Annotated in this window: 15 protein-coding genes and 2 pseudogenes; 7 read left to right on the forward strand and 10 right to left on the reverse strand. The window is 26.5% G+C overall.

Features of this window, described 5'->3' with window-relative positions; all coding sequences use genetic code 11:
- Positions 1-43 precede the first annotated feature (43 nt).
- On the reverse strand, positions 44-511 hold the full coding sequence (locus QP548_RS06395; RefSeq protein WP_003448417.1) for a hypothetical protein: 468 nt from the start codon (positions 509-511) through the stop codon (positions 44-46).
- 117 nt (positions 512-628) lie between these two features.
- The gene (locus QP548_RS06400; RefSeq protein WP_061427631.1) at positions 629-2,461 is read right to left on the reverse strand and encodes a beta-N-acetylhexosaminidase; all 1,833 of its coding nucleotides are present in this window, start codon (positions 2,459-2,461) and stop codon (positions 629-631) included.
- A gap of 160 nt (positions 2,462-2,621) precedes the next feature.
- Between QP548_RS06400 and QP548_RS06405 the strand changes: the two genes are divergently transcribed.
- The 3 genes from QP548_RS06405 to QP548_RS06415 all read left to right on the forward strand — a co-directional run bounded on the left by QP548_RS06405 (position 2,622) and on the right by QP548_RS06415 (position 6,420).
- Positions 2,622-3,440 carry an AraC family transcriptional regulator gene (locus QP548_RS06405; RefSeq protein ID WP_061427629.1) on the forward strand — a complete coding sequence of 273 codons (819 nt, stop codon included), beginning with the start codon at positions 2,622-2,624 and terminating at the stop codon, positions 3,438-3,440.
- A 149-nt stretch (positions 3,441-3,589) separates the two neighbouring features.
- Positions 3,590-4,102: a ferritin gene (locus tag QP548_RS06410; RefSeq protein ID WP_003448431.1), complete on the forward strand. Its 513-nt coding sequence runs from the start codon at positions 3,590-3,592 to the stop codon at positions 4,100-4,102.
- Between the two features lie 320 nt (positions 4,103-4,422).
- Positions 4,423-6,420 carry a KUP/HAK/KT family potassium transporter gene (locus tag QP548_RS06415; protein WP_061427627.1) on the forward strand — a complete coding sequence of 666 codons (1,998 nt, stop codon included), beginning with the start codon at positions 4,423-4,425 and terminating at the stop codon, positions 6,418-6,420.
- 106 nt (positions 6,421-6,526) lie between these two features.
- Here QP548_RS06415 and QP548_RS06420 read toward each other — a convergent pair whose 3' ends face one another.
- Together QP548_RS06420 and QP548_RS06425 are read right to left on the reverse strand one after the other, a co-directional pair.
- Positions 6,527-6,880, reverse strand: a complete 354-nt coding sequence (locus tag QP548_RS06420; protein ID WP_003456301.1) for a hypothetical protein — start codon at positions 6,878-6,880, stop codon at positions 6,527-6,529.
- 162 nt (positions 6,881-7,042) lie between these two features.
- The gene (locus QP548_RS06425) at positions 7,043-8,983 is read right to left on the reverse strand and encodes an elongation factor G (RefSeq protein ID WP_061427625.1); all 1,941 of its coding nucleotides are present in this window, start codon (positions 8,981-8,983) and stop codon (positions 7,043-7,045) included.
- Positions 8,984-9,183: 200 nt separating this feature from the next.
- Between QP548_RS06425 and QP548_RS06430 the strand changes: the two genes are divergently transcribed.
- Together QP548_RS06430 and QP548_RS06435 are read left to right on the forward strand one after the other, a co-directional pair.
- The gene (locus tag QP548_RS06430; protein ID WP_061427623.1) at positions 9,184-10,203 is read left to right on the forward strand and encodes a lactonase family protein; all 1,020 of its coding nucleotides are present in this window, start codon (positions 9,184-9,186) and stop codon (positions 10,201-10,203) included.
- Positions 10,204-10,516: 313 nt separating this feature from the next.
- Positions 10,517-10,687: a hypothetical protein gene (locus tag QP548_RS06435; RefSeq protein ID WP_003448694.1), complete on the forward strand. Its 171-nt coding sequence runs from the start codon at positions 10,517-10,519 to the stop codon at positions 10,685-10,687.
- Between the two features lie 183 nt (positions 10,688-10,870).
- On the opposite strand, the pseudogene QP548_RS06440 reads toward QP548_RS06435, so the two are convergent.
- Positions 10,871-11,431, reverse strand: a pseudogene (locus tag QP548_RS06440) (histidinol-phosphatase); the annotation flags it as partial.
- A 253-nt stretch (positions 11,432-11,684) separates the two neighbouring features.
- Here QP548_RS06440 and QP548_RS06445 point away from each other — a divergent pair.
- Both QP548_RS06445 and QP548_RS06450 read left to right on the forward strand, forming a co-directional pair.
- The gene (locus QP548_RS06445; RefSeq protein WP_003456410.1) at positions 11,685-12,305 is read left to right on the forward strand and encodes a methyltransferase; all 621 of its coding nucleotides are present in this window, start codon (positions 11,685-11,687) and stop codon (positions 12,303-12,305) included.
- A 28-nt stretch (positions 12,306-12,333) separates the two neighbouring features.
- Positions 12,334-13,788 (forward strand): cation:proton antiporter, encoded by a 1,455-nt coding sequence (locus QP548_RS06450; protein ID WP_057257757.1) that lies wholly within the window; start codon positions 12,334-12,336, stop codon positions 13,786-13,788.
- Positions 13,789-14,090: 302 nt separating this feature from the next.
- On the opposite strand, the gene QP548_RS06455 is transcribed toward QP548_RS06450, so the two are convergent.
- From QP548_RS06455 to QP548_RS06475, 5 genes and pseudogenes are all read right to left on the reverse strand, one after another.
- On the reverse strand, positions 14,091-16,001 hold the full coding sequence (locus tag QP548_RS06455; protein WP_061427621.1) for an FUSC family protein: 1,911 nt from the start codon (positions 15,999-16,001) through the stop codon (positions 14,091-14,093).
- A 156-nt stretch (positions 16,002-16,157) separates the two neighbouring features.
- Positions 16,158-16,280 carry a hypothetical protein gene (locus QP548_RS06460; RefSeq protein ID WP_257722258.1) on the reverse strand — a complete coding sequence of 41 codons (123 nt, stop codon included), beginning with the start codon at positions 16,278-16,280 and terminating at the stop codon, positions 16,158-16,160.
- 14 nt (positions 16,281-16,294) lie between these two features.
- Positions 16,295-17,290, reverse strand: a complete 996-nt coding sequence (locus tag QP548_RS06465) for a hypothetical protein (protein WP_061427619.1) — start codon at positions 17,288-17,290, stop codon at positions 16,295-16,297.
- 257 nt (positions 17,291-17,547) lie between these two features.
- Positions 17,548-18,795: a Gfo/Idh/MocA family protein gene (locus QP548_RS06470; RefSeq protein ID WP_061427617.1), complete on the reverse strand. Its 1,248-nt coding sequence runs from the start codon at positions 18,793-18,795 to the stop codon at positions 17,548-17,550.
- A gap of 200 nt (positions 18,796-18,995) precedes the next feature.
- Positions 18,996-19,190 (reverse strand): annotated as a pseudogene (locus QP548_RS06475) (cation:dicarboxylate symporter family transporter); the annotation flags it as partial.
- Between the last annotated feature and the right edge of the window lie 18 nt (positions 19,191-19,208).

A 19,208-nucleotide genomic window follows, 5' to 3' on the forward strand; every position in this document is an offset into this window, starting at 1 on the left:
AAAACCAAGCTAAAGCTTGGTTTTTAATTTTTATAATTAATTTTTAATTTTCATCCTTTAATTCATTCATAAATTCTTGAGCTTTTATTTTTAGTGGGCTATCATCCTTAAGCTTTTGTAATCCAATACTTAACCCTTCTTTATCTATTACTAAACCATCAGTAGGAATATACCATTTTACCCTTCTACAGTGTTGCATAGGTAATTCATCTAGTCCTACTTTGTTAAATACAGGTTCAAATCTATATGGACTTGTTACTTTACCAGCTGCTACAATAGTAAAGCTTCCATCCCTTGAATTTATCTGTTTTAAAATAAGTACATCTCCTACCTTAACTTCTTCAGCAAATCTCTTTATAACTATTCCCTCTTTTCCTAAGATATCGTACTCTTCTTTATTGTCAAAATAATCTCCTTTGTCTCCAGGGCCAACAATTGCTACTCCTAAATCAAAGAATATATCTATTAAATTTGTGTTACCTATCTCTGCTGATATTTGCCAATAATTCATAATTATTACCTTCTTTCATTCTATTAGTATAAAAATAAAGTTATCAACAAAGTAAATATTACTTTATAATTTATTATACTCTTTAATTTTATATTTGTTTAGCCTTTAAAAATCCTCTTAACCCCTTAAATATGAGCACATATATACTATAACTTCTCTTATTCTATTAAGCTCGCTTTCTTTATTATATTTTCTCCATATTGATGTGTAATCATAAAACCAAAGCTCTAAATCCTTAGCTAAGTCTTTTTTATCTATATCTAATAAACTTTTTTTATTAAACTCTCTTTCAAGTAATACCATGAAGAATTTATCTATAAGCTCCCATCCCTTTGAAGACACAATAAAGCTTTGAATAGCTTCTTTATCCTCTGTATTTTTAAGTAATTTAATAAACTCTCTTCTTACCTCTGAAGCAACCTTATATCCCTCAAAAACTTTTAAAGTATCTATACTCTTAATTTCTTCCTTGGTTTCTTCTCTTTCATTAAACTTTTCTTTCCATCTAACAAGTTCTCCCCAACCTGCAACTTGATTTTTAGAAAGCTTATCCATTAAAGATACCACCTTCATAGATTGATCACCAAATTCCATAAGGGCTATAGACTTAAAGATTTCATTAAACTCCTCTTCCTTTGGATTCCATGAAATTCCTGCTCCATAAATCATAGATGGCATTGAATTAGCTAATAGATTTATATTTCCATAGTCTCCCCAGTTTGTATTTAAAACACCTATAGCTCCATATTTCATTCCGTGGTTAACCATTCTTCTTATATTACTAAAAGAACCTTCTATAAGATTCATCATCATATTCCATCCACCTACACCAGGGCAAACATATTGTACTTTATTATGCTCTGCTATAATTTTTGTGGCTACATCATTAGCCTGTGGATGATAGTTCCAAGTTAAACAAGTTAAATCCTCTGGTATATCACTTAGAAGCTCTGGATATCCAACTATTATATCTCCCCAGAACATAACATTTTTATTGAACCTTTTTACAATGTTGTATACCTTATTTAAAAACTCTGTATATATTTTACCTACCCCTAATTTTTCAGCCTTCTCTCTACTCTTTCCTTTTCCTAAATCAAAGGTTTCATCACAGCAAATATTAAACTTATCTGAACTAAATAAAGGAATAAATTCTAAAAGCATTGATTCAACAAAGTCTAAGCTTTTAGGATTAGTAACATCTAAGGTATGATGTGCCATTCTATCTACAAAAGAATATTCTTCATCTCCTATTTCTAATTCACAAAGTTCTCTAAAGGATTTACTTCTTAAAGCTTCATATAGATGACCAAAGGTTGATAATGATGGTACAAGTTCCACATGTCTCTCTTTGCAATACTTGTCTAAAATCAATATTTCCTCTGCTGTTAAAGGATCCTTGTCCATCCAAACTTCGCTCATTCCCTTAAAAGCAAAGGTATGCTCTATATATAGTTGCAACTGATTTATTTTATAAAAAGCTGCCTTATCAACTAAGCTTTTTAATGTATCTAAGGTTGGTACCATTCCCCTTGTTACATCGTGATAAAATCCACGATATTTAAAATATGGTGAATCTTCTATTGTTAAATTTGGAATACATGCTCCAAACTCTCTTACAAGCTGTCTAAAGCTCTGACATCCATAGAATAATCCAGCACCAGACCCTTCTATTATTACCTCATTCTCCTTTATTTCTATTTTATATTCCTCTTCATTTTCAAATTTGCATTCTCTTAAAATTATTGAGTTACTATATTTCTTGTCCATAAAAAGTTTATTTATGTTAAGTTTAAGATCTAATACTTTTTCTATTTCCTCTTGAATCATAATTGCTAAATTTAAATCTTCAAAGGATAATTCACTACTTAATATAATTTCAGTATCTCTTTCTATAAAAAATTCACCTTCATAATTAATTACACTTTTTGGTCTTGGTATTAAATGCATTTCTCTTCCCCCTAATAATCCTTTACTTTATACAAAAATTTGCTCATAATGGTAATAAACAATTTAAATGTTTACTATTATTATATAAAATAATTTTATTTATTTAAGTAAGTATTTTGCTGTTATTTAACACAATATTGCTTTTTATATAGGAGGAATTATGAGTAATTACATATATGAAAATCACTTTCATAGGGATCCTAATTTCCCAGTAATATTTCATTGTGATATTTTAAATAAAAATAGACCTAGTTTTTTAATGCATTATCATGAAAACATAGAACTTCTCTACTTTTTAGATGGACATGCTAAGATTGTTTGTAATAATAAAATACTTCAAGCTAAAGCTGATGATATTATAATAATTAATTCAAAGGAACTTCATTCCATAGAAAAAATATCTGATTCCTGTAAATATTACTGCCTTATTATAGATAAAGATTTACTTAATGATAATTTAAATGATTTTGATAATTTTAGATTTAAAAACTTAGTTAAAGATTCCTTTTTAAAGACCAAGATTGAGGAAATAAATAGAGAAATAAATAATAAAAATGATTATTTTAAAGAATTTATAAAATCAGATATACTTCAAATTTTAATTCATATTAAGAGAAACCATGTTGAAAAAAACTCATCATTAATAAAAATAAAAGATAATAATAAAATACTAATGGTAAGAGAAATAATAAACTATCTAAAAGAAAACTATAAAGAAGAAATCTCAATTGATCATATATGTAACCATGTTGCTTTTAGTAAATATTATACCTGTCGTACCTTTAAGGAGGTAACAGGGCAAACTATTTTAGATTATATTAATCATATTAGATGTATTAATGCTAGAAATTTAATCCTCTATAATGGATATACTATATCTGAAAGTGCTTATAAAAGCGGTTTTAATAACTTATCTTATTTTTCAAAAACCTATAAAAAATATATGGGATTACTTCCATCTGAAGAAAAAATTACATAATTTAAGTATTATAAAGTAATCTTAAGATACTGCCATCTATTATTAATAGAATAATAATTTCTGTTAATAATTTTTATAAATTAGTTTGCTTAATTTTCTTTTTAAGACTACAATTATTTTATAGAAATAATAAAAAGAGGTGTACATATATGTTAAGTGAAAATTTATTACAAAGACTTAATGAACAAGTTAATTTTGAATTCTATTCATCATATACTTATTTAGCTATGGCTGCTTATGCTGAATCAGTTGACTTAAGCGGTTTCGCTAACTTTTTTAGAGTTCAAGCTCAAGAAGAATTATTCCATGCAATGAAATTTTACGATTATATATTCCAAAAAAATGGCGTTGTTGAATTAGAACAAATAGATAAACCTAAATTTAATTTTGCAAATATAATTGAAGCCTTTGAAAAAGGTTATGAACATGAACAATTAGTAACTAGTAAAATATATGGTCTTGCAGATGTTGCTTTTGAAGAAAAAGAACATGCAACTATGAGTTTACTTAAATGGTTTATAGATGAACAAGTTGAAGAAGAAAACAACTTCCACTCATTATTAAAAAAAGTTAGAAGATCTGAAGGTAATCCTGCTGCCTTATATATGATGGATGATGAATTAGCTGCAAGAGTATTCACTCCTCCAACAACTACAAAATAGATTAAATTTAAAGTTATCAATACAATGGGCGTGTATCAAAAGTTATTTTGATACAGCCCCTTTTATTTTACTAGATTACTTTAATACTCATCAGGAATTCATTATAATTTTTTCAAAAAACTTATGTATTTTTTAATAAACTTTCTAATGTAAATGTTTTAATAAAATAGAACTAATTTCTTTTTAATTTATAACTTTACATCATTTCATAATGGTGCTAGTATAAATTTTATTAGATTTTAATTTTATGTGTACACGTTAATAATTTATTAATATTTTAAACTTAATAATTAACTTATGATAATAAAGGAAGAATAGATATGAGTACTAATAAAAGTTCTATTGAAAAAATTACTTTAGGAAGCTTTTTAATAGCCTTAGGAGTTGTTTATGGAGATATTGGGACTTCTCCTCTTTATGTTATGAAATCAATAATAAATGGCAATGGAGGTTTAGAAAGCATTACTCCTGATTTTATCCTTGGAGTATTATCTCTTATTTTTTGGACTATGACTTTATTAACAACAATAAAGTATGTTCTTATAACCTTAAAAGCCGATAATAAAGGAGAAGGAGGTATATTTTCTCTTTATACCTTAGTTCGTCGCCGTGCTAAGTGGCTTATTATACCTGCCATGGTAGGAGGTTCTGCTCTGCTAGCTGATGGAATGCTAACCCCTGCAGTAACTGTTACTTCATCCATTGAAGGTTTAAAAATCTTACCTAGTTTTAATAATATATTTGGAAATAATCAAGATATTATTATAATCATTGTACTAATAATACTAAGTTTTTTATTCTTTATTCAACATTTTGGTACAGAAATAATAGGTAAAATCTTTGGACCAGTTATGTTTATTTGGTTTGCATTTTTAGCCATATTAGGAATTGTAAATTTATCAGGAAATTTATATCTTTTAAAAGCACTTTCTCCTCATTATGCAGTAAAAATTTTATTTAGTACAAATAATCATTTAGGTTTTTTTATTCTTGGAGGAGTATTTTTATCAACAACTGGAGCTGAAGCTTTGTACTCTGATCTTGGTCATGTTGGTAGAAAAAATATCTATCTTACTTGGCCTTTAGTTAAAATATGCTTACTATTAAATTATTTTGGTCAAGCTGCTTGGATATTATCTCAGAAAAATAATACTAAATTATATGGAATTGAAAGCTTAAATCCATTTTTTCAAATGATGCCTAGTTGGCTTTTACTATTTGGAGTTTTAATTTCTACATTAGCTGCTATTATAGCATCGCAAGCTTTAATTTCAGGTTCATATACCTTAGTTTCAGAAGCTATTAAATTAAATTTATTCCCTAGATTACAATGTCTTTATCCTTCTAATTCTAAGGGACAAATTTACATGCCAGCTATAAACAGAATACTTTGGATAGCTTGTATAGCTATAGTTTTATATTTTAGAAGTTCAGATAATATGGAAGCAGCTTATGGATTATCAATAACTGTAACAATGCTTATGACATCCATACTTTTATTCAATTATCTATTAAAAAGAAAAACTCCATTACCAATTGCACTAATTATACTAGTCTTCTTTGGCTCTTTAGAATTTTCATTCTTAATTTCAAGTGCAGTCAAATTCGAAAAAGGTGGTTTTGTTTCAGTATTAATAGCTTTATGTATTTTAAGCATAATGTATATATGGATAAAAGGTCATTATATAAAAATGAGTCTATTAGACTATATTCCTATTGAAAATTATAAAAATCAATTAAAGGAATTAAAGAATGATGTAGATAGACCTAAATATGCAACAAATCTTGTTTATTTAACAAGTTCAGAAAAATCTAAAAGAATAGAAAGAAAAATAATGTACTCTATTTTAGATAAAAGGCCTAAGAGAGCGGATGTATATTGGTTTGTAAATGTAATTGTAACTGATGAACCTTATACAGCTGAATATACTGTAAATACATTTGGTACTGATTATATGGTTAAGGTGCAACTTAAACTTGGTTTTAGGGTTAACCAAAAACTAAATGTATTTTTACGTCAAATAGTGTGTGAACTTATAAATAATGGTGATATTAAGGTTCAAAATAGAAAGTACACTACACTTCCTAACAGAAATGTAGGAGATTTCAGATTTATTCTTATAAATGAATGTTTATCATCAGAAAGCAAGCTTAAATCATGGAATTCAATGATAATTAAAGCTAAGCTTTTCATAAAAAAATTCACAGTTTCTCCAGCTAAATGGTTCGGCCTTGAATCTAGTGAAATTGAAATTGAAAATGTTCCTTTAATATTAGGATCTACTGAACACACTACTCTAAAACGTGTTTATAAATAAAGGACTTTCATCAAAATAACTTTTCATAAAACTTACAAACAGTATTTTTTCATATTGTTTGTAAGTTTTATTGTTATTTCTTGATAAAAGCCCTATTATTTTTATCCTAAAAAGATTTTAACATCTCATCTCTTCTTCTTTTATTAACATAATTTGCAAATCTCATTTTAAATCTTTCAAATTCTTTAAGCTTATAAAAGTTATTTAAATCAAAGGTAAGGAATAATGTATCAACAATTAAATATTTTAAATCCTTTAAATTATCTTTATTTTCTTCCTCAACCTGAAGGTCATCAGCCTTTACTTTTAAATCTCCAATGGAATTTTGAAAATTTTCTAGATTGCCCATTACAAAATCTTCACTGAATCCTTCAAAATTTTTATTTACTAGTTCCTCTATAAAATCCACATAATTTTTATTTACTTCTCTATATTCATCATAAATATTTACTAATTCCATTTCTTCACCTCATAGAAAATTAATTCATCTTAAATAGTTTAAACTTTCTCTATAAATTATAACTAAGCTACATATTTTTGTCTAATGAATATAATTTAGCTAAATTTTAATTTCATATATTTTTTTAAGATTATAAAAAGGGATATTAAAAACAAAATTTATCTAAACTAAACAATGCATATGTTCTTTTGCCTCTTCTCCTTTAACTAAATAAGCTTGACCCTTTGAACAAAATATAGAAGTAGAAGTATAATCAATGTCTGCATTTCTATCATATGCCACCTTTTCAATAATATCCTCTTCATTGTGACATAAATCATACCCATGAAACTTAAGAGAAAGTCCTCCCTTTCCCTTAGTAAACGACTGAAACTCCATACCATAATTTATAAATGTAGAAACAGGCCCCTTTCCTTCTATAGTTGCTTTCTCTCCATCTATAATTGGATCCTTAAACTCTCCATGCATCTTTTGTATATCATTCATTACTCTTCCTATTAGGTTAAGATCCACATCTATTTTAAACTTATAATAGGGCTCTAAAAGTTTATTTTCTCCACTTTCTAATCCCTGTCTTAAAGCTCTCTTTGTAGCTTCTCTAAAATCTCCACCACTTGTATGTTTATTGTGAGCTCTTCCTGTTAATAAGGTTATTTTAAGATCCGTAATAGGCGAACCTGTTAATATTCCCTTATGCTCACATTCAAATATATGAGTCCTTATTAAATTTTGATTTCCAACTGTAAGATCATCTGCATGGCACTTATTTTCAAATACTATTCCTGAATTTCTTTCCAAAGGCTCAATTTTTAAGTGAACCTCACTATAATGTCCTAAAGGCTCAAAATGGCCATATCCTATTACTTCTTCATTTAATGTTTCCTTATATAATATCTCTGGAGTTCCAAATTCTATTTCTTCATTAAATCTATTTTTCATAACTTCTTTAAGAACTTCCAATTGAACTTTTCCCATAATATTAACATGAATTTCTTTTAATCTTTCATCCCAAGATACACTTAAAGTACTCTCTTCACTTTCTAAGATTTTAAACCATGAAAGTACTTCCTTTGGATTTAACCCTTCTCTATAAACAACCTTAGACTTCAAAGTGGGAACCATATCATATGAATCAATATTTTCTATACCAATCCCATCACCAGATTTTAGTCCTTTAACTCCTACCACTGCAAATATATCTCCTGCCTTAACTTCATTTACAAGTTCATATTTACTTCCATTATATATTCTAATTTCATTTACTTTCTCTAAAGACTCTTTTCCTTCTTTTAAATATGTCAATTCTTCCTTAGTTCTTAAAGTTCCACTTAGAGCTTTTATAAAGGTTAATCTATTTCCCTTTTCATCATGTCTTACTTTAAAAACTCTTCCTTTAAAAGAATCTTCCGATTCCTCATAGTTAGTAAATGATAATTTATGAAACCACCTTATAAAATCTTCTACTCCCTCATCTAGTAAAGCAGAACCACATAAGCAAGGAAAAATTTTAAGTTCCTTTATCATACTTGGTATTTTATTTAATAATTCTTCTTCACTTAAAATTCCTTCTAAATATAAGTTTAGTAAGTCTTCATCTCTTTCAACTACTTCTTCTATAGTCTCATCCTCTAATTTACTTGAAAAGAAAATAATATCTTCACTAAGTTTGTGTTTCATTTCATTTATAACCTTATTTACTTCTGCTCCTTCTCTATCAATCTTATTTATGAAAATAAAAGTAGGAACCTTATACTTATTTAATAATTCCCATATTGTTTCACTATGTCCCTGAACCCCTTCTACTGCACTTATAATCAAAATAGCATAATCTAAAACACTAATAGCTCTTTCCATTTCTGGTGAAAAATCTATATGCCCTGGAGTATCTATAAGATAATATTCTTGATTTTCTATAGAAAATTTACCTACCTCAGAATATATAGTTATCCCTCTATCTCTCTCTATTTCATTATTATCTAAATAAGAATTCTTATGATCAACTCTCCCCCTATTTCTTATACTTTTTGTATGATATAAAAGTTGCTCAGAAAAAGTGGTTTTTCCTCCATCAACATGAGCTAATATACCAATAGTCTTTTTCATCCTTGTCCTCCATTAAAAAAATCTAAACATTAAAATTTATATATGTTTTTTCTTTTATATTCTTTACTATTTTTGTTTTATATGGTATAACAAATAATATTTAATCTTTAATATTATTTATAAAAATTGTTAATATATCTTATATCATACAAATAAAACGTAAAATTAACAATATACTCAAGTCAGAGGGGGCTTTAAAAATGAACAAATCTATTGCATATATAGGTACTTACACAAATGGGGCTAGTGAAGGTATCTATAGATTATGTCTAGATACTGATAAAGGAAATATTGAAGATTTATCCTTAGTAGCTAGATTTGGTAATCCTACTTATTTGTGCATACATAACAATAAACTATATACAGTTGGGAACCCATTTTCTCTAGATACACTAGGTGGTGTTGCTTCTTATAATATAGAAGAGGATTATTCATTAAAATTAACAGGTGCTAGTTTACTTCAAGGTAAAAAACCTTGTCATATTAATATAATCCCTGATAAATCCTTAATAGTTTCAAGTAATTATCATGAAAAATCAATTAATACCTATTCATTAAATGAGAATTTTGATATAGATACTTCATTAAGTTCATTTTCTCATAAAGATGATTCAAAAATGCATTTTGCATCAATAACTCCAGATAATAAATTTATATGTGCTGTAAATTTAGGTATGGATAGAATAGAACTTTTTAAAATCAATTCTAATAACACCTTAAGTTACATTGAAAATCTAAGTTTTTATTGTACTAAAGGATGCGGTCCAAGACATATAGAATTTTCAAAGAATGGAAAGTTTGCATATGTTATATGTGAAAATAGTTCTGAAATCATTATATTGAAATATTTAGGAGAAGAAGGATTTAAATTAGTTCAGTATATTCATGTACTTCCTAATGGCTTTGGAGGACAAAATTTTGGTTCTGCAATAAAAATAAGTCCTTGTAATAAATTTCTATACGTTTCTAACAGAGGCTTTAATGGAATATCAGCCTTTAAAATAAATGAGGAAACTGGTTCTTTATCACTTATAAATCACTATAGTTCACATGGTGATTTCCCTAGGGATTTTGAAATCAGTCCATGTAATAAGTTCTTAATCATTGCAAATGAAAAATCAGATAACCTAACAATTTATCTTAAAAATCCAGATGGAACACTAAAACTTTTTAAAAATGATATATTTATTCCATCTCCTACATGTATAAAGTTTAAATAGCAAAATAATGGGCTGTATGAAAATATAAAAATAAAACTTACAAGTATTATGAAGATAATGTCTATGAAAATATATTTGTAAGTTTTATTAAAAATTATTTTAATACATGCCTTTTTTATTATTACCAAAAAACGTATATAATTCACCCTTTTGCCTGTTATATGAAATATATAAATGGATAAGCTATTATCAAGATTTAAAATCTTAAACCTATATTGATTTTTAAACCATAATTAAGCTCTGCTTTAATGGCATTTTAATAAAAGTCAATATTAAATAAAAACATAGCTAAATATTAAGGAGGTAATAAAAGGTGGATAATAATAAAAACAGGTTAAAAGATAGGCCTAAATCAAATGCTGAGAAAAGAAAAATGTATTCAGAAGCTGGTTCTGAAATAGGAATTGAAAATGGTCATAAAAAAGGTTCCCATTCAAATGGTAAAAAATATACTAAAAGATCAAAACTTTCTCACAATAAATAGGAGGCCAAATCATAAGTAAAAACTGTAAAAAACATAAAACTGATTCTATATCACCATGTTCAAATAATTATAATGAAAAAATTAAAAATAAAGCTAATGAAAATACTCCATATGAATCCAATGAGCCATCAAGTAAAACAACATATAAATAAAAAATAGGAGCTTAGTTAAGCTCCTATTTTTTTATTTATTAAATTCTAATCTATCTATAATAGTTAAATCATGTTCTTTAGCAAAGTTTAACCCCATATCTAAATCATGCATTTCTTCTGGATTATGGGCATCAATTCCGACTATTCTTTTAACATTATATTCCTTAGATAATTCCCAAAACTCTTTTATTGGATATTGATATCTTTCTCCATTATTATAAGGAATTTTATTTTTTCTCATTCCATTTACATTTATCTCTATAGGCATATTCATTTCTTCAGCAGCTTTTAAAATTCTCTTTGAGGCCTCTTCTGCATGCACATCCCAATTTTTATATGTCATTCCAAATAAATCTGGATGTGCTAAATATGAAAAATATCCACTCTTAATTGCTTCCACTACAAAATCAGCATAAATCATTAGTATTTCTGGCGTTAATTCTATTGTTCCAACATACACCCATTCTCCTTTATAAGGGAAGAAATGTACTCCTAAAGCTAAATAATCTGCCTTATATTTATCCTTTAGCTCTTCATAAAGCCATCCGAAGTCTGGGAAATACTCGCATTCTATGGATCTTTTTATGTGTATGATAATTGCTTCTCATTAAAACTCCTCCTATGTATTTAAACATTCATTTACTATTGTATCTAATTATAAAAATTTGACCAACATTAGATTTCCATTCTATAAATCTATTATCTCTTCTTTCGTTTAATTTACATAAAGTATTTTCAATTAACTAAGAATTCCTCACCCTAAATTTTAACTTGCCCTATTTAAGGTAAAATACTATACTGATAATTGTAAATTTAAATACTAAATTTTTATGAAAGAGGAGAAAATGAAAGAACAATATTTTGAAAAATTACTAAACATAAAAACTTCTGGAGAACAAAAAATATTTAATGAATCTCTACATTACAATAGATATGAACCTACCTCTTATGATGTATTAGAAGCTATGTGTTCTCACTATGAATTTTCTAAAGAAGATTCCTTAATCGATTTTGGCTGTGGTAAAGGAAGACTTAACTTCTATTTAAATTACTTTTTAAATATTAAAGTTACAGGAATAGAGATGAATAACTTCTTTTTTAATGAATGCTTAGGAAATAAAAAATCTTATTTATCACAAAATAAAGTTAAGGAAGATAAATTAAATTTTATAAATTGTTTTGCTGAAAGGTATCCTATAGATTCAAAGGATAATAAATTTTATTTTTTTAATCCATTTTCAGAACAAATATTTATAAAAGTTGTTGGAAATATTCTTGATTCTGTATCTAATCATGAGAGACCAGTAGATATTATACTTTATTATCCCTCTGATGATTACATATACTATTTAGAAAACTACACTCCATTTTCTTTAAAGAAGGAAATAAAGATTCCTAATAAGTATGAATATGACTCAAGAGAAAAAATCCTTATATATGAACTTAGTTATTTAAATTTAATATAAAATACTAAAGAAAAGAGAGGATTTATTTATGAATGAAACTATAAATTATGATTCATTGTTAATCTTATCTGTAGTAGCCTTTTTTACTCCATTTTTAGTTTCAAGACTAAAAAGAGTAAATATCCCTTATCAAGTAGGGGAAATATTTATAGGTATATTATTGGGTAAAAGTTTTTTAAACATAATTAAACCAGATATTTGGATTTTATTTTTATCAAACTTAGGATTAGCTTATTTAATGTTTTTAAGTGGTCTTGCTATAGACTTTGATGAGCTTAAACCTAAAGAAGGAGAACTTTTAAAAGATTCTAAGTTATTCACTAGTATAAAGATGTTTATTGTGTCTATAATAACAGCTATAATTTTATCATTTACATTAAAATTTGCAGGTATTTCAGAAGGTTATCTATTCTTTGCACTACTATTTACGGCTGCTGCCCCAGGATTACTTGTACCTATTTTAAAAACAAAACACATAATAAATAGTAGCTATGGTCAAACTTTACTTGTTTTTGGAATAATAACTCAATTAGTAAGTTTAATAGGTGTTACCTTTGTGGCCTCTGTTGCAGTAAATGGTATTACCTTAAAGAGTTTTACTTTCTTAATAATATTTGCAGTGGCTATAGTAGTATATTTCTTATCAAAGATTATATTTAAAGTTCATGATTTTTCTACTATTGCCTTTAAAAACCTTCACCTTAGCGTAAGAGGTGCCTTTGTTCTTGTTTTGGTACTTGTTGCTGTGGCTGAAAAAGTAGACTCTGAGATAATTCTAGGCTCATTCTTAGCTGGTATGGTATTTTCATTAATAGTTGGAAAAGCCAAAGAAGAAATTTCTCACCAATTAGATGTGGTTGGGTATGGTTTTTTAATTCCTATATTTTTTATAATGGTGGGAGTTAATGTTGATTTAAAGGCAGTTGTTGAAAATCCTCAATCAATTGCTAAAATACCTTTGTTTATACTAATTTTCTTCTTAGTAAAATTCATTCCATCACTTTTACTAAAAAAGAAATATGGAAAGAGAAATTCCTTAGCAGCATCTATGTTATTAACAGCTCAGCTTAGTTTAGTTATAGTTGGTTCTCAAATGGCATTGAATTTAGGATACATAACTGCTGCAGACTACTCTGCTTTCGTAGTTACCACAGTAATAACTTGTATCTTCTTCCCAATACTATTTGAAAAATTAATTGCACTTCATGGTGATACTAATGATACTGTAGAGGAAGATGAAAAAATAATAATACGTGAAGTACTTGTTAGTAGCCAATGGTATATAGGTAAAGCCTTAAAGGATTGTAAGTTACCTACAGGCTGTAGGATTTTCTCAATGGTAAGAGATGACCATGAGTTTATGCCTAATGCTAATACAACTCTAGAGGAAAATGACTTAGTAATCCTTGCTGGAGTTAAGCATGATGTAAATGAAACCCTTAATATGCTTTCAACCTGCGATTTAACTTTACCAGAAGAATAAAAAAGGCTGTATCAGAATAACTTTTTATAAAACTTACAAACAGTATGAAGAGAATATCTAGATGAGCTTTAGAATTTAAATTATTATGGAGAAGATATTACGTAAAAAACTGAGACTTTTAAATTCTTAGGAATACAATCTCACAAAGTTCGATTGCATAAGTTCAAGTACCCAAATTAGAAATTTGGACTTTCACTTAAGTTTCGAAGTTTTAGTAATATCTTCGGAGTAATAATTATAAATTCTTAGCGAAATCTAGTAATTCTCGGAATATGTTTGTAAGTTTTATATATATGCCATTTTTATTCTTTACATATTAAATCACTTAACTTTCCCATCTCTTTTACCACATAGAAAAGTTTATAAAGCAATACAAGTATTAATCTCTCTTCTTCTGTTTTTGCCTTCTCTAAATCCTCTATTGCTAAATCTTCAAAGTCTTTTTTCTTAGTATAATTTTTAAAGTCTTCAAAGCTCTTTTTTAATAAGCTTTTATTATTATGTATCATAGGGCTTTTTATTAAGAAGTTTACATCTGATACAAAATCATTTTGCAATATCAATAATTCTTTAATTTGATCTGATTTTATCTCTTTATTGTTATAATTTATCTTCTTCCATATTCTATAACTTTCAAAAAAAGATAATACTAATTTTTCCTTATCTGAATTTTCTTCTATTAAACCATCTAGTATTCTCTCATTTAAATAAACATATAATTTTATTGCTTTATTAGTTTCATCCTTCATTTTATAAGGGAAAATATAATTCATTACTATAGCAACAATTATAGATGCTATTAATATAAAAAATACTCTGTATTCACTTAGCACATAATAGGGAGTATGTGATGGATCCATTACCCCAGCCATTAATAATGCATTTAATGTTATAAATATACATCTAATTTTATAAGAAACAACAGACATACTTAAGTATATACAAACAACTATAAAAGCAAATATAAGTATTACATTTGACTGAATAAAATAAAAAATTACATTAAATAAAATTGCTCCTATTATAGTTCCCACAACCCTTGCCTTTGCCTTCTTATTACTTTGTTCCGCATATGGAATTAATAATAGGGAAATAGTGAATAATGCCCACTTACCTTGAAAAATTTCAAAGTAATTTACTATAAATACTGAAAAAGCCAATGTTATGGCTGCTTTTACTGCCAAATTAAATCTTAGTGATCTTATGTTTAAGCTTTTTCTAAAATTATTTGAATTAGATTTTAAAGCTTTTAAAAAATTTGCAATATAATTTGAATAGCTTTCAATCTGATTTTCTTTCACATTAAGTCCTTGTAAAAATTCCTTTACGCTTAATTTAGCATTGTAATAGCTATATCTATCTAAATCATCTCTTAATTTGAAAGAATCTAAATAATTATAATATTCATTTAGTATATTTTTTAACTCTTCCTTATTTCCATCCTCTATAAAGTCTTGCACATTTTTAAGTAATTCAATGGTCTTTTTAATGAGTTCCTTATTAACATCTCTCTTCATAGCTTCAGATGAAAGACTTGATACTCTCTTTAGAAAAACTACTATTAAATCTTTTGAATATATAGAATAAACTTGATTTTTATCTAATTCCAATCTTTCATGGACCTTTATCTCAAGTTCTTTAATCATTAAAGCTACCTTTTCACTATTATTTTTTTCTATACAACCAGTATTTATCAATTCATTTAAGTTTTCAATTAATGAATTAATACACCCTTTTATTGATTTGTTAAATATATTATTAAAATTATATCTAGCTAATATATAGTAAAGTGTCATTATGACTATACCACCAAAAACCAAAGCAAATACTCTTTTTGGTAATTCGCTAGTTGTAACTGGTTCATATAACAAAAATAAATATAACTGTATAAATCCTAAGGCTTTAGTAGGCTTTGTATCATAAGTAAAAGCAAAGTATATAAAGAATGATACAATTAAAGTCATTATAGCTCCTAAAATAGGATTTACCCCTGCAAAATATGCTCCTAAACCTACAAAAAGTTCAACTCCAATAAAGTATAATGTATGATGTATTGGATTTATTGTATAATCCTCTCCAAACATTGTAGTAACTGTAATAACAGCGGCTAATCCAATAAAAAGATTTTCCTTTCCAAATAATAAAACAAATATTAGTATAGAAATTACCACTATCAAAAACATTTTAAGATACATAATTTGTTTCTTCCACATGTTTTATCACCTCTTGTCAAAAACTTATACTATTTTTATAGTAAATTCTAGAATAATACTATAATTAAGTTTTATATTTATATTATAAGCTAAAAATATACTTATAAAAAAATAAACAATAATAAATTAATTATTATTGTTTATTAGAGTAAACACTTATTTATTTTTCTTTATCTTTTCTAAATAATCCCTTTGACTAACTATTTTCTTTTCAAAACTTTTAACTGCTCCCTTTGTATAATTTCCTAGTGCAAATTTATTCTTTATATTATTATTCATTTTTATCACTCTTTCTACCTTTCATAATTTAAAATAATTCTTTCATAGAACTCACTAATCAAAGAATTATTAATTGTATTATTAGCTGATAAAAATGAGATTATACTTCTCTCTTTTCTCCATGGCATAATAGAATTATGATATTTATTTTCTCTTAAATTTATTAACTCCTCTAATTCTTCTAAAAGAATTAAAAATTCATTTTTTAAACAATTAAAAATTTTGGTATTAATATCATTCTTTCCTTCATTGATGTTTAACAGTATTCTAAATAATTCATTTCTTATGGAATTTATTTTGGCTAATATTTTTTTATTACCCTTTATTATATCTAAAAAATCTCTGTCAAAATATTGATAAACATCAGTTCCTATCATAATAAACCTATCTATGCTATTTAATATATCTAGAAGAATATAAATATACTCCTCATTTAATATATTGGAACTGTTAGAAATATTGATAAACAATCTTTTTTTCAGTTCCTTTAAAATGTATTCTATTTGCTCTCTTTGATCATTACTCCTATAATTTATTATTTCTTTATTTATAAAATCAAAGATTTCTGATTCCCATAATTTATAATTACAATCCTTTTTGTTCATTATCTCATAGGAATTTACATTGTTTGCTATGCCATTATTGTTTAAGCTTCCTGAAGATATATAACAAATTTTATCAGTTAAAATAAAATTAGCATCATTTACTGAATTTAATATAATTGCTATATTATTTTCAGAAAAATTTTTCATTAATTTTATTTCATTAACTACCTCTCTTTGATTTCTAAATCTATAGTTAAAGGGAAGTATTAAAATCTTAGGACAATTAGCATTATTTAAAGCTTTCAAAATTCTTTCTGTAAAAGGAATTTCACTGCATCCTAAAATAATATATTCTGAATTACAATTTATTATATTAACTATACTTTTCTCTAAATTTTCATCTAAACTTTTTATTCCTAAAGCAGCAACTGTACGATTATTTATTTTATTAACTCTGCTTAGCATAATTACTTATCAACCTCTTTTAAGCTGATAATTACCTCCTTTCATAAATATAAAACTAGTATAAACAAATTCATATTCACCTTCATTTTCTAAAGTTAAATTCTATAAATAATAATGAAAATATAAACTTATTTATAAACTCTCTTACTATTTATTTTAGTCAAATTCTGTATTTTTGTGAATTTTCAGGAATTATTTGTAAGTTTATTAAGAAAAAAGCCAGCTTAAAATTTAGCTGACTTTTAAAATTTTTTATTTTACTTTAAATTAAAAAATCTGTCTATATCAACAATGCCTCTTGTTAATCTAGATTCCTCAGCGGCAAAGGCCATAATATGACTTTCTATGCTTCTTAATGCTGAAGTTCTAGTATTTATATTTTCCTCTCTTATTGCCTTTATAAAATCTCTCATAATACCAATATCTCCTCCAAGATGACCTCCCTCAACCTTTTGGGGTATTATAGTTTCTATTTCATCACTTACAAACTTTTTAATTTCAATAATATTTTTTATATCATTTCCACCAACTTCACCTTCTGTAAACATTAATTTTATAGTTCTATGAATATCCTTTGTAAATGCAGATAAATTAAATGTTGCAGTTACTTCATTATCAAAATCAAGTATTGTAACCATGTGATCCACAACATTGTTATCACATCTATAAACACACCTTCCATATGGTCCTTCTCTTAAGGCTCTTTCTAAGTTTTCTTTAGTAGGATTAGGATGTACAACTGAAGTAAATACAGGTTTTTCTCCTAAATATAATTTTTTGGCAGAGTAAGGGCAATTCTTTTCAACTTTACAATCTAAACACCTATTTTCCATATTCATTTTAAAATTTTCTTCTTTAAAATACGTTAAGTGACCAAAAGAAGCTATCGATTTACACTTAGCTCCAGTTAGCCATAATAATATATCCATGTCATGACAACTTTTAGCTAAAATTAATGGAGATGTTTCATCAGAATTTCTCCAATTTCCTCTTGTAAAGCTATGAGCAAAATGCCAATAACCTATATTTTCATTATGCTGAATATTAATAAGCCTTCCAAGTCGTCCACTATCTATTATGTTTTTTAAAGCTTCAAAAAAAGGAGTATATCTTAAAACGTGACATACCATAAATACTCTATCATCATATATTTTTGCTAGTTCTCCTAGCTTTATAACTTCATCTAATGAGTTTGACATTGGTTTTTCCAATAAAATATTATATCCCTTTTCTAAAGCTATCTTTGTTGGTTCAAAATGTCCTTCATCATTATTCGCTATTATAATACCATCTGCTAATCTATCTCTATTTAACATATCCTCCCAAGTATTAAAAACAAATTCATTCTTTATCCCATGTTCCTTAACAAATAAATTTCTTCTTTCTTCATTAGGTTCTGCAATTGCAATAATCTCAACCTCTTCTTTATATTTTAAAGCATATGAAGAATAAGCAAATCTTCCTCTTGATCCAGCCCCAATAACAGCTATACTTATTTTTCTCATAAATATCCCACCCTATAATTAATATTTCATTTTTACTATTAGTTCTACAAATTATTATTTTTTCCTTTTATAGCAATAAATTTTAGTATATTATATCAATACTAATTTAGGTAATCATTTATACATCCTTAACTTCATAGAGATTTTCTATTATTTACTTAAAAATAAAAAGGCGTACTATAAAAGTACACCTTTTTTTCTTATAAATTCCTTTTCTTCGCTATACCTGTTAACATAAGAGCTATTGCTCCATCACCAGTTACATTACATGCTGTTCCAAAACTATCTTGAAGAGCAAATATTGTTAGCATAAGAGCTGTTCCAGCCTCATCAAAGGCTAACACACTAATTATTAAACCTAATGATGCCATAACTGTTCCACCTGGAACTCGTGGTGGTTTTAAACTGTAACT

The organism is Clostridium sp. UMB9555A, assembly GCF_030222355.1.
In the GTDB taxonomy this organism is placed as follows: domain Bacteria; phylum Bacillota; class Clostridia; order Clostridiales; family Clostridiaceae; genus Sarcina; species Sarcina perfringens.

Bases quoted from the DNA above. Each gene is read 5' to 3' on its own strand.
- QP548_RS06405 (WP_061427629.1), top strand. From the start codon at position 2,622: ATGAGTAATTACATATATGAAAATCACTTTCATAGGGATCCTAATTTC.
- QP548_RS06425 (WP_061427625.1), bottom strand. From the start codon at position 8,983: ATGAAAAAGACTATTGGTATATTAGCTCATGTTGATGGAGGAAAAACC.
- QP548_RS06420 (WP_003456301.1), bottom strand. From the start codon at position 6,880: ATGGAATTAGTAAATATTTATGATGAATATAGAGAAGTAAATAAAAAT.
- QP548_RS06400 (WP_061427631.1), bottom strand. From the start codon at position 2,461: ATGCATTTAATACCAAGACCAAAAAGTGTAATTAATTATGAAGGTGAA.
- QP548_RS06450 (WP_057257757.1), top strand. From the start codon at position 12,334: ATGAATGAAACTATAAATTATGATTCATTGTTAATCTTATCTGTAGTA.
- QP548_RS06465 (WP_061427619.1), bottom strand. From the start codon at position 17,290: ATGCTAAGCAGAGTTAATAAAATAAATAATCGTACAGTTGCTGCTTTA.
- QP548_RS06445 (WP_003456410.1), top strand. From the start codon at position 11,685: ATGAAAGAACAATATTTTGAAAAATTACTAAACATAAAAACTTCTGGA.
- QP548_RS06470 (WP_061427617.1), bottom strand. From the start codon at position 18,795: ATGAGAAAAATAAGTATAGCTGTTATTGGGGCTGGATCAAGAGGAAGA.
- QP548_RS06395 (WP_003448417.1), bottom strand. From the start codon at position 511: ATGAATTATTGGCAAATATCAGCAGAGATAGGTAACACAAATTTAATA.
- QP548_RS06455 (WP_061427621.1), bottom strand. From the start codon at position 16,001: ATGTGGAAGAAACAAATTATGTATCTTAAAATGTTTTTGATAGTGGTA.
- QP548_RS06410 (WP_003448431.1), top strand. From the start codon at position 3,590: ATGTTAAGTGAAAATTTATTACAAAGACTTAATGAACAAGTTAATTTT.
- QP548_RS06415 (WP_061427627.1), top strand. From the start codon at position 4,423: ATGAGTACTAATAAAAGTTCTATTGAAAAAATTACTTTAGGAAGCTTT.
- QP548_RS06460 (WP_257722258.1), bottom strand. From the start codon at position 16,280: ATGAATAATAATATAAAGAATAAATTTGCACTAGGAAATTATACAAAG.
- QP548_RS06430 (WP_061427623.1), top strand. From the start codon at position 9,184: ATGAACAAATCTATTGCATATATAGGTACTTACACAAATGGGGCTAGT.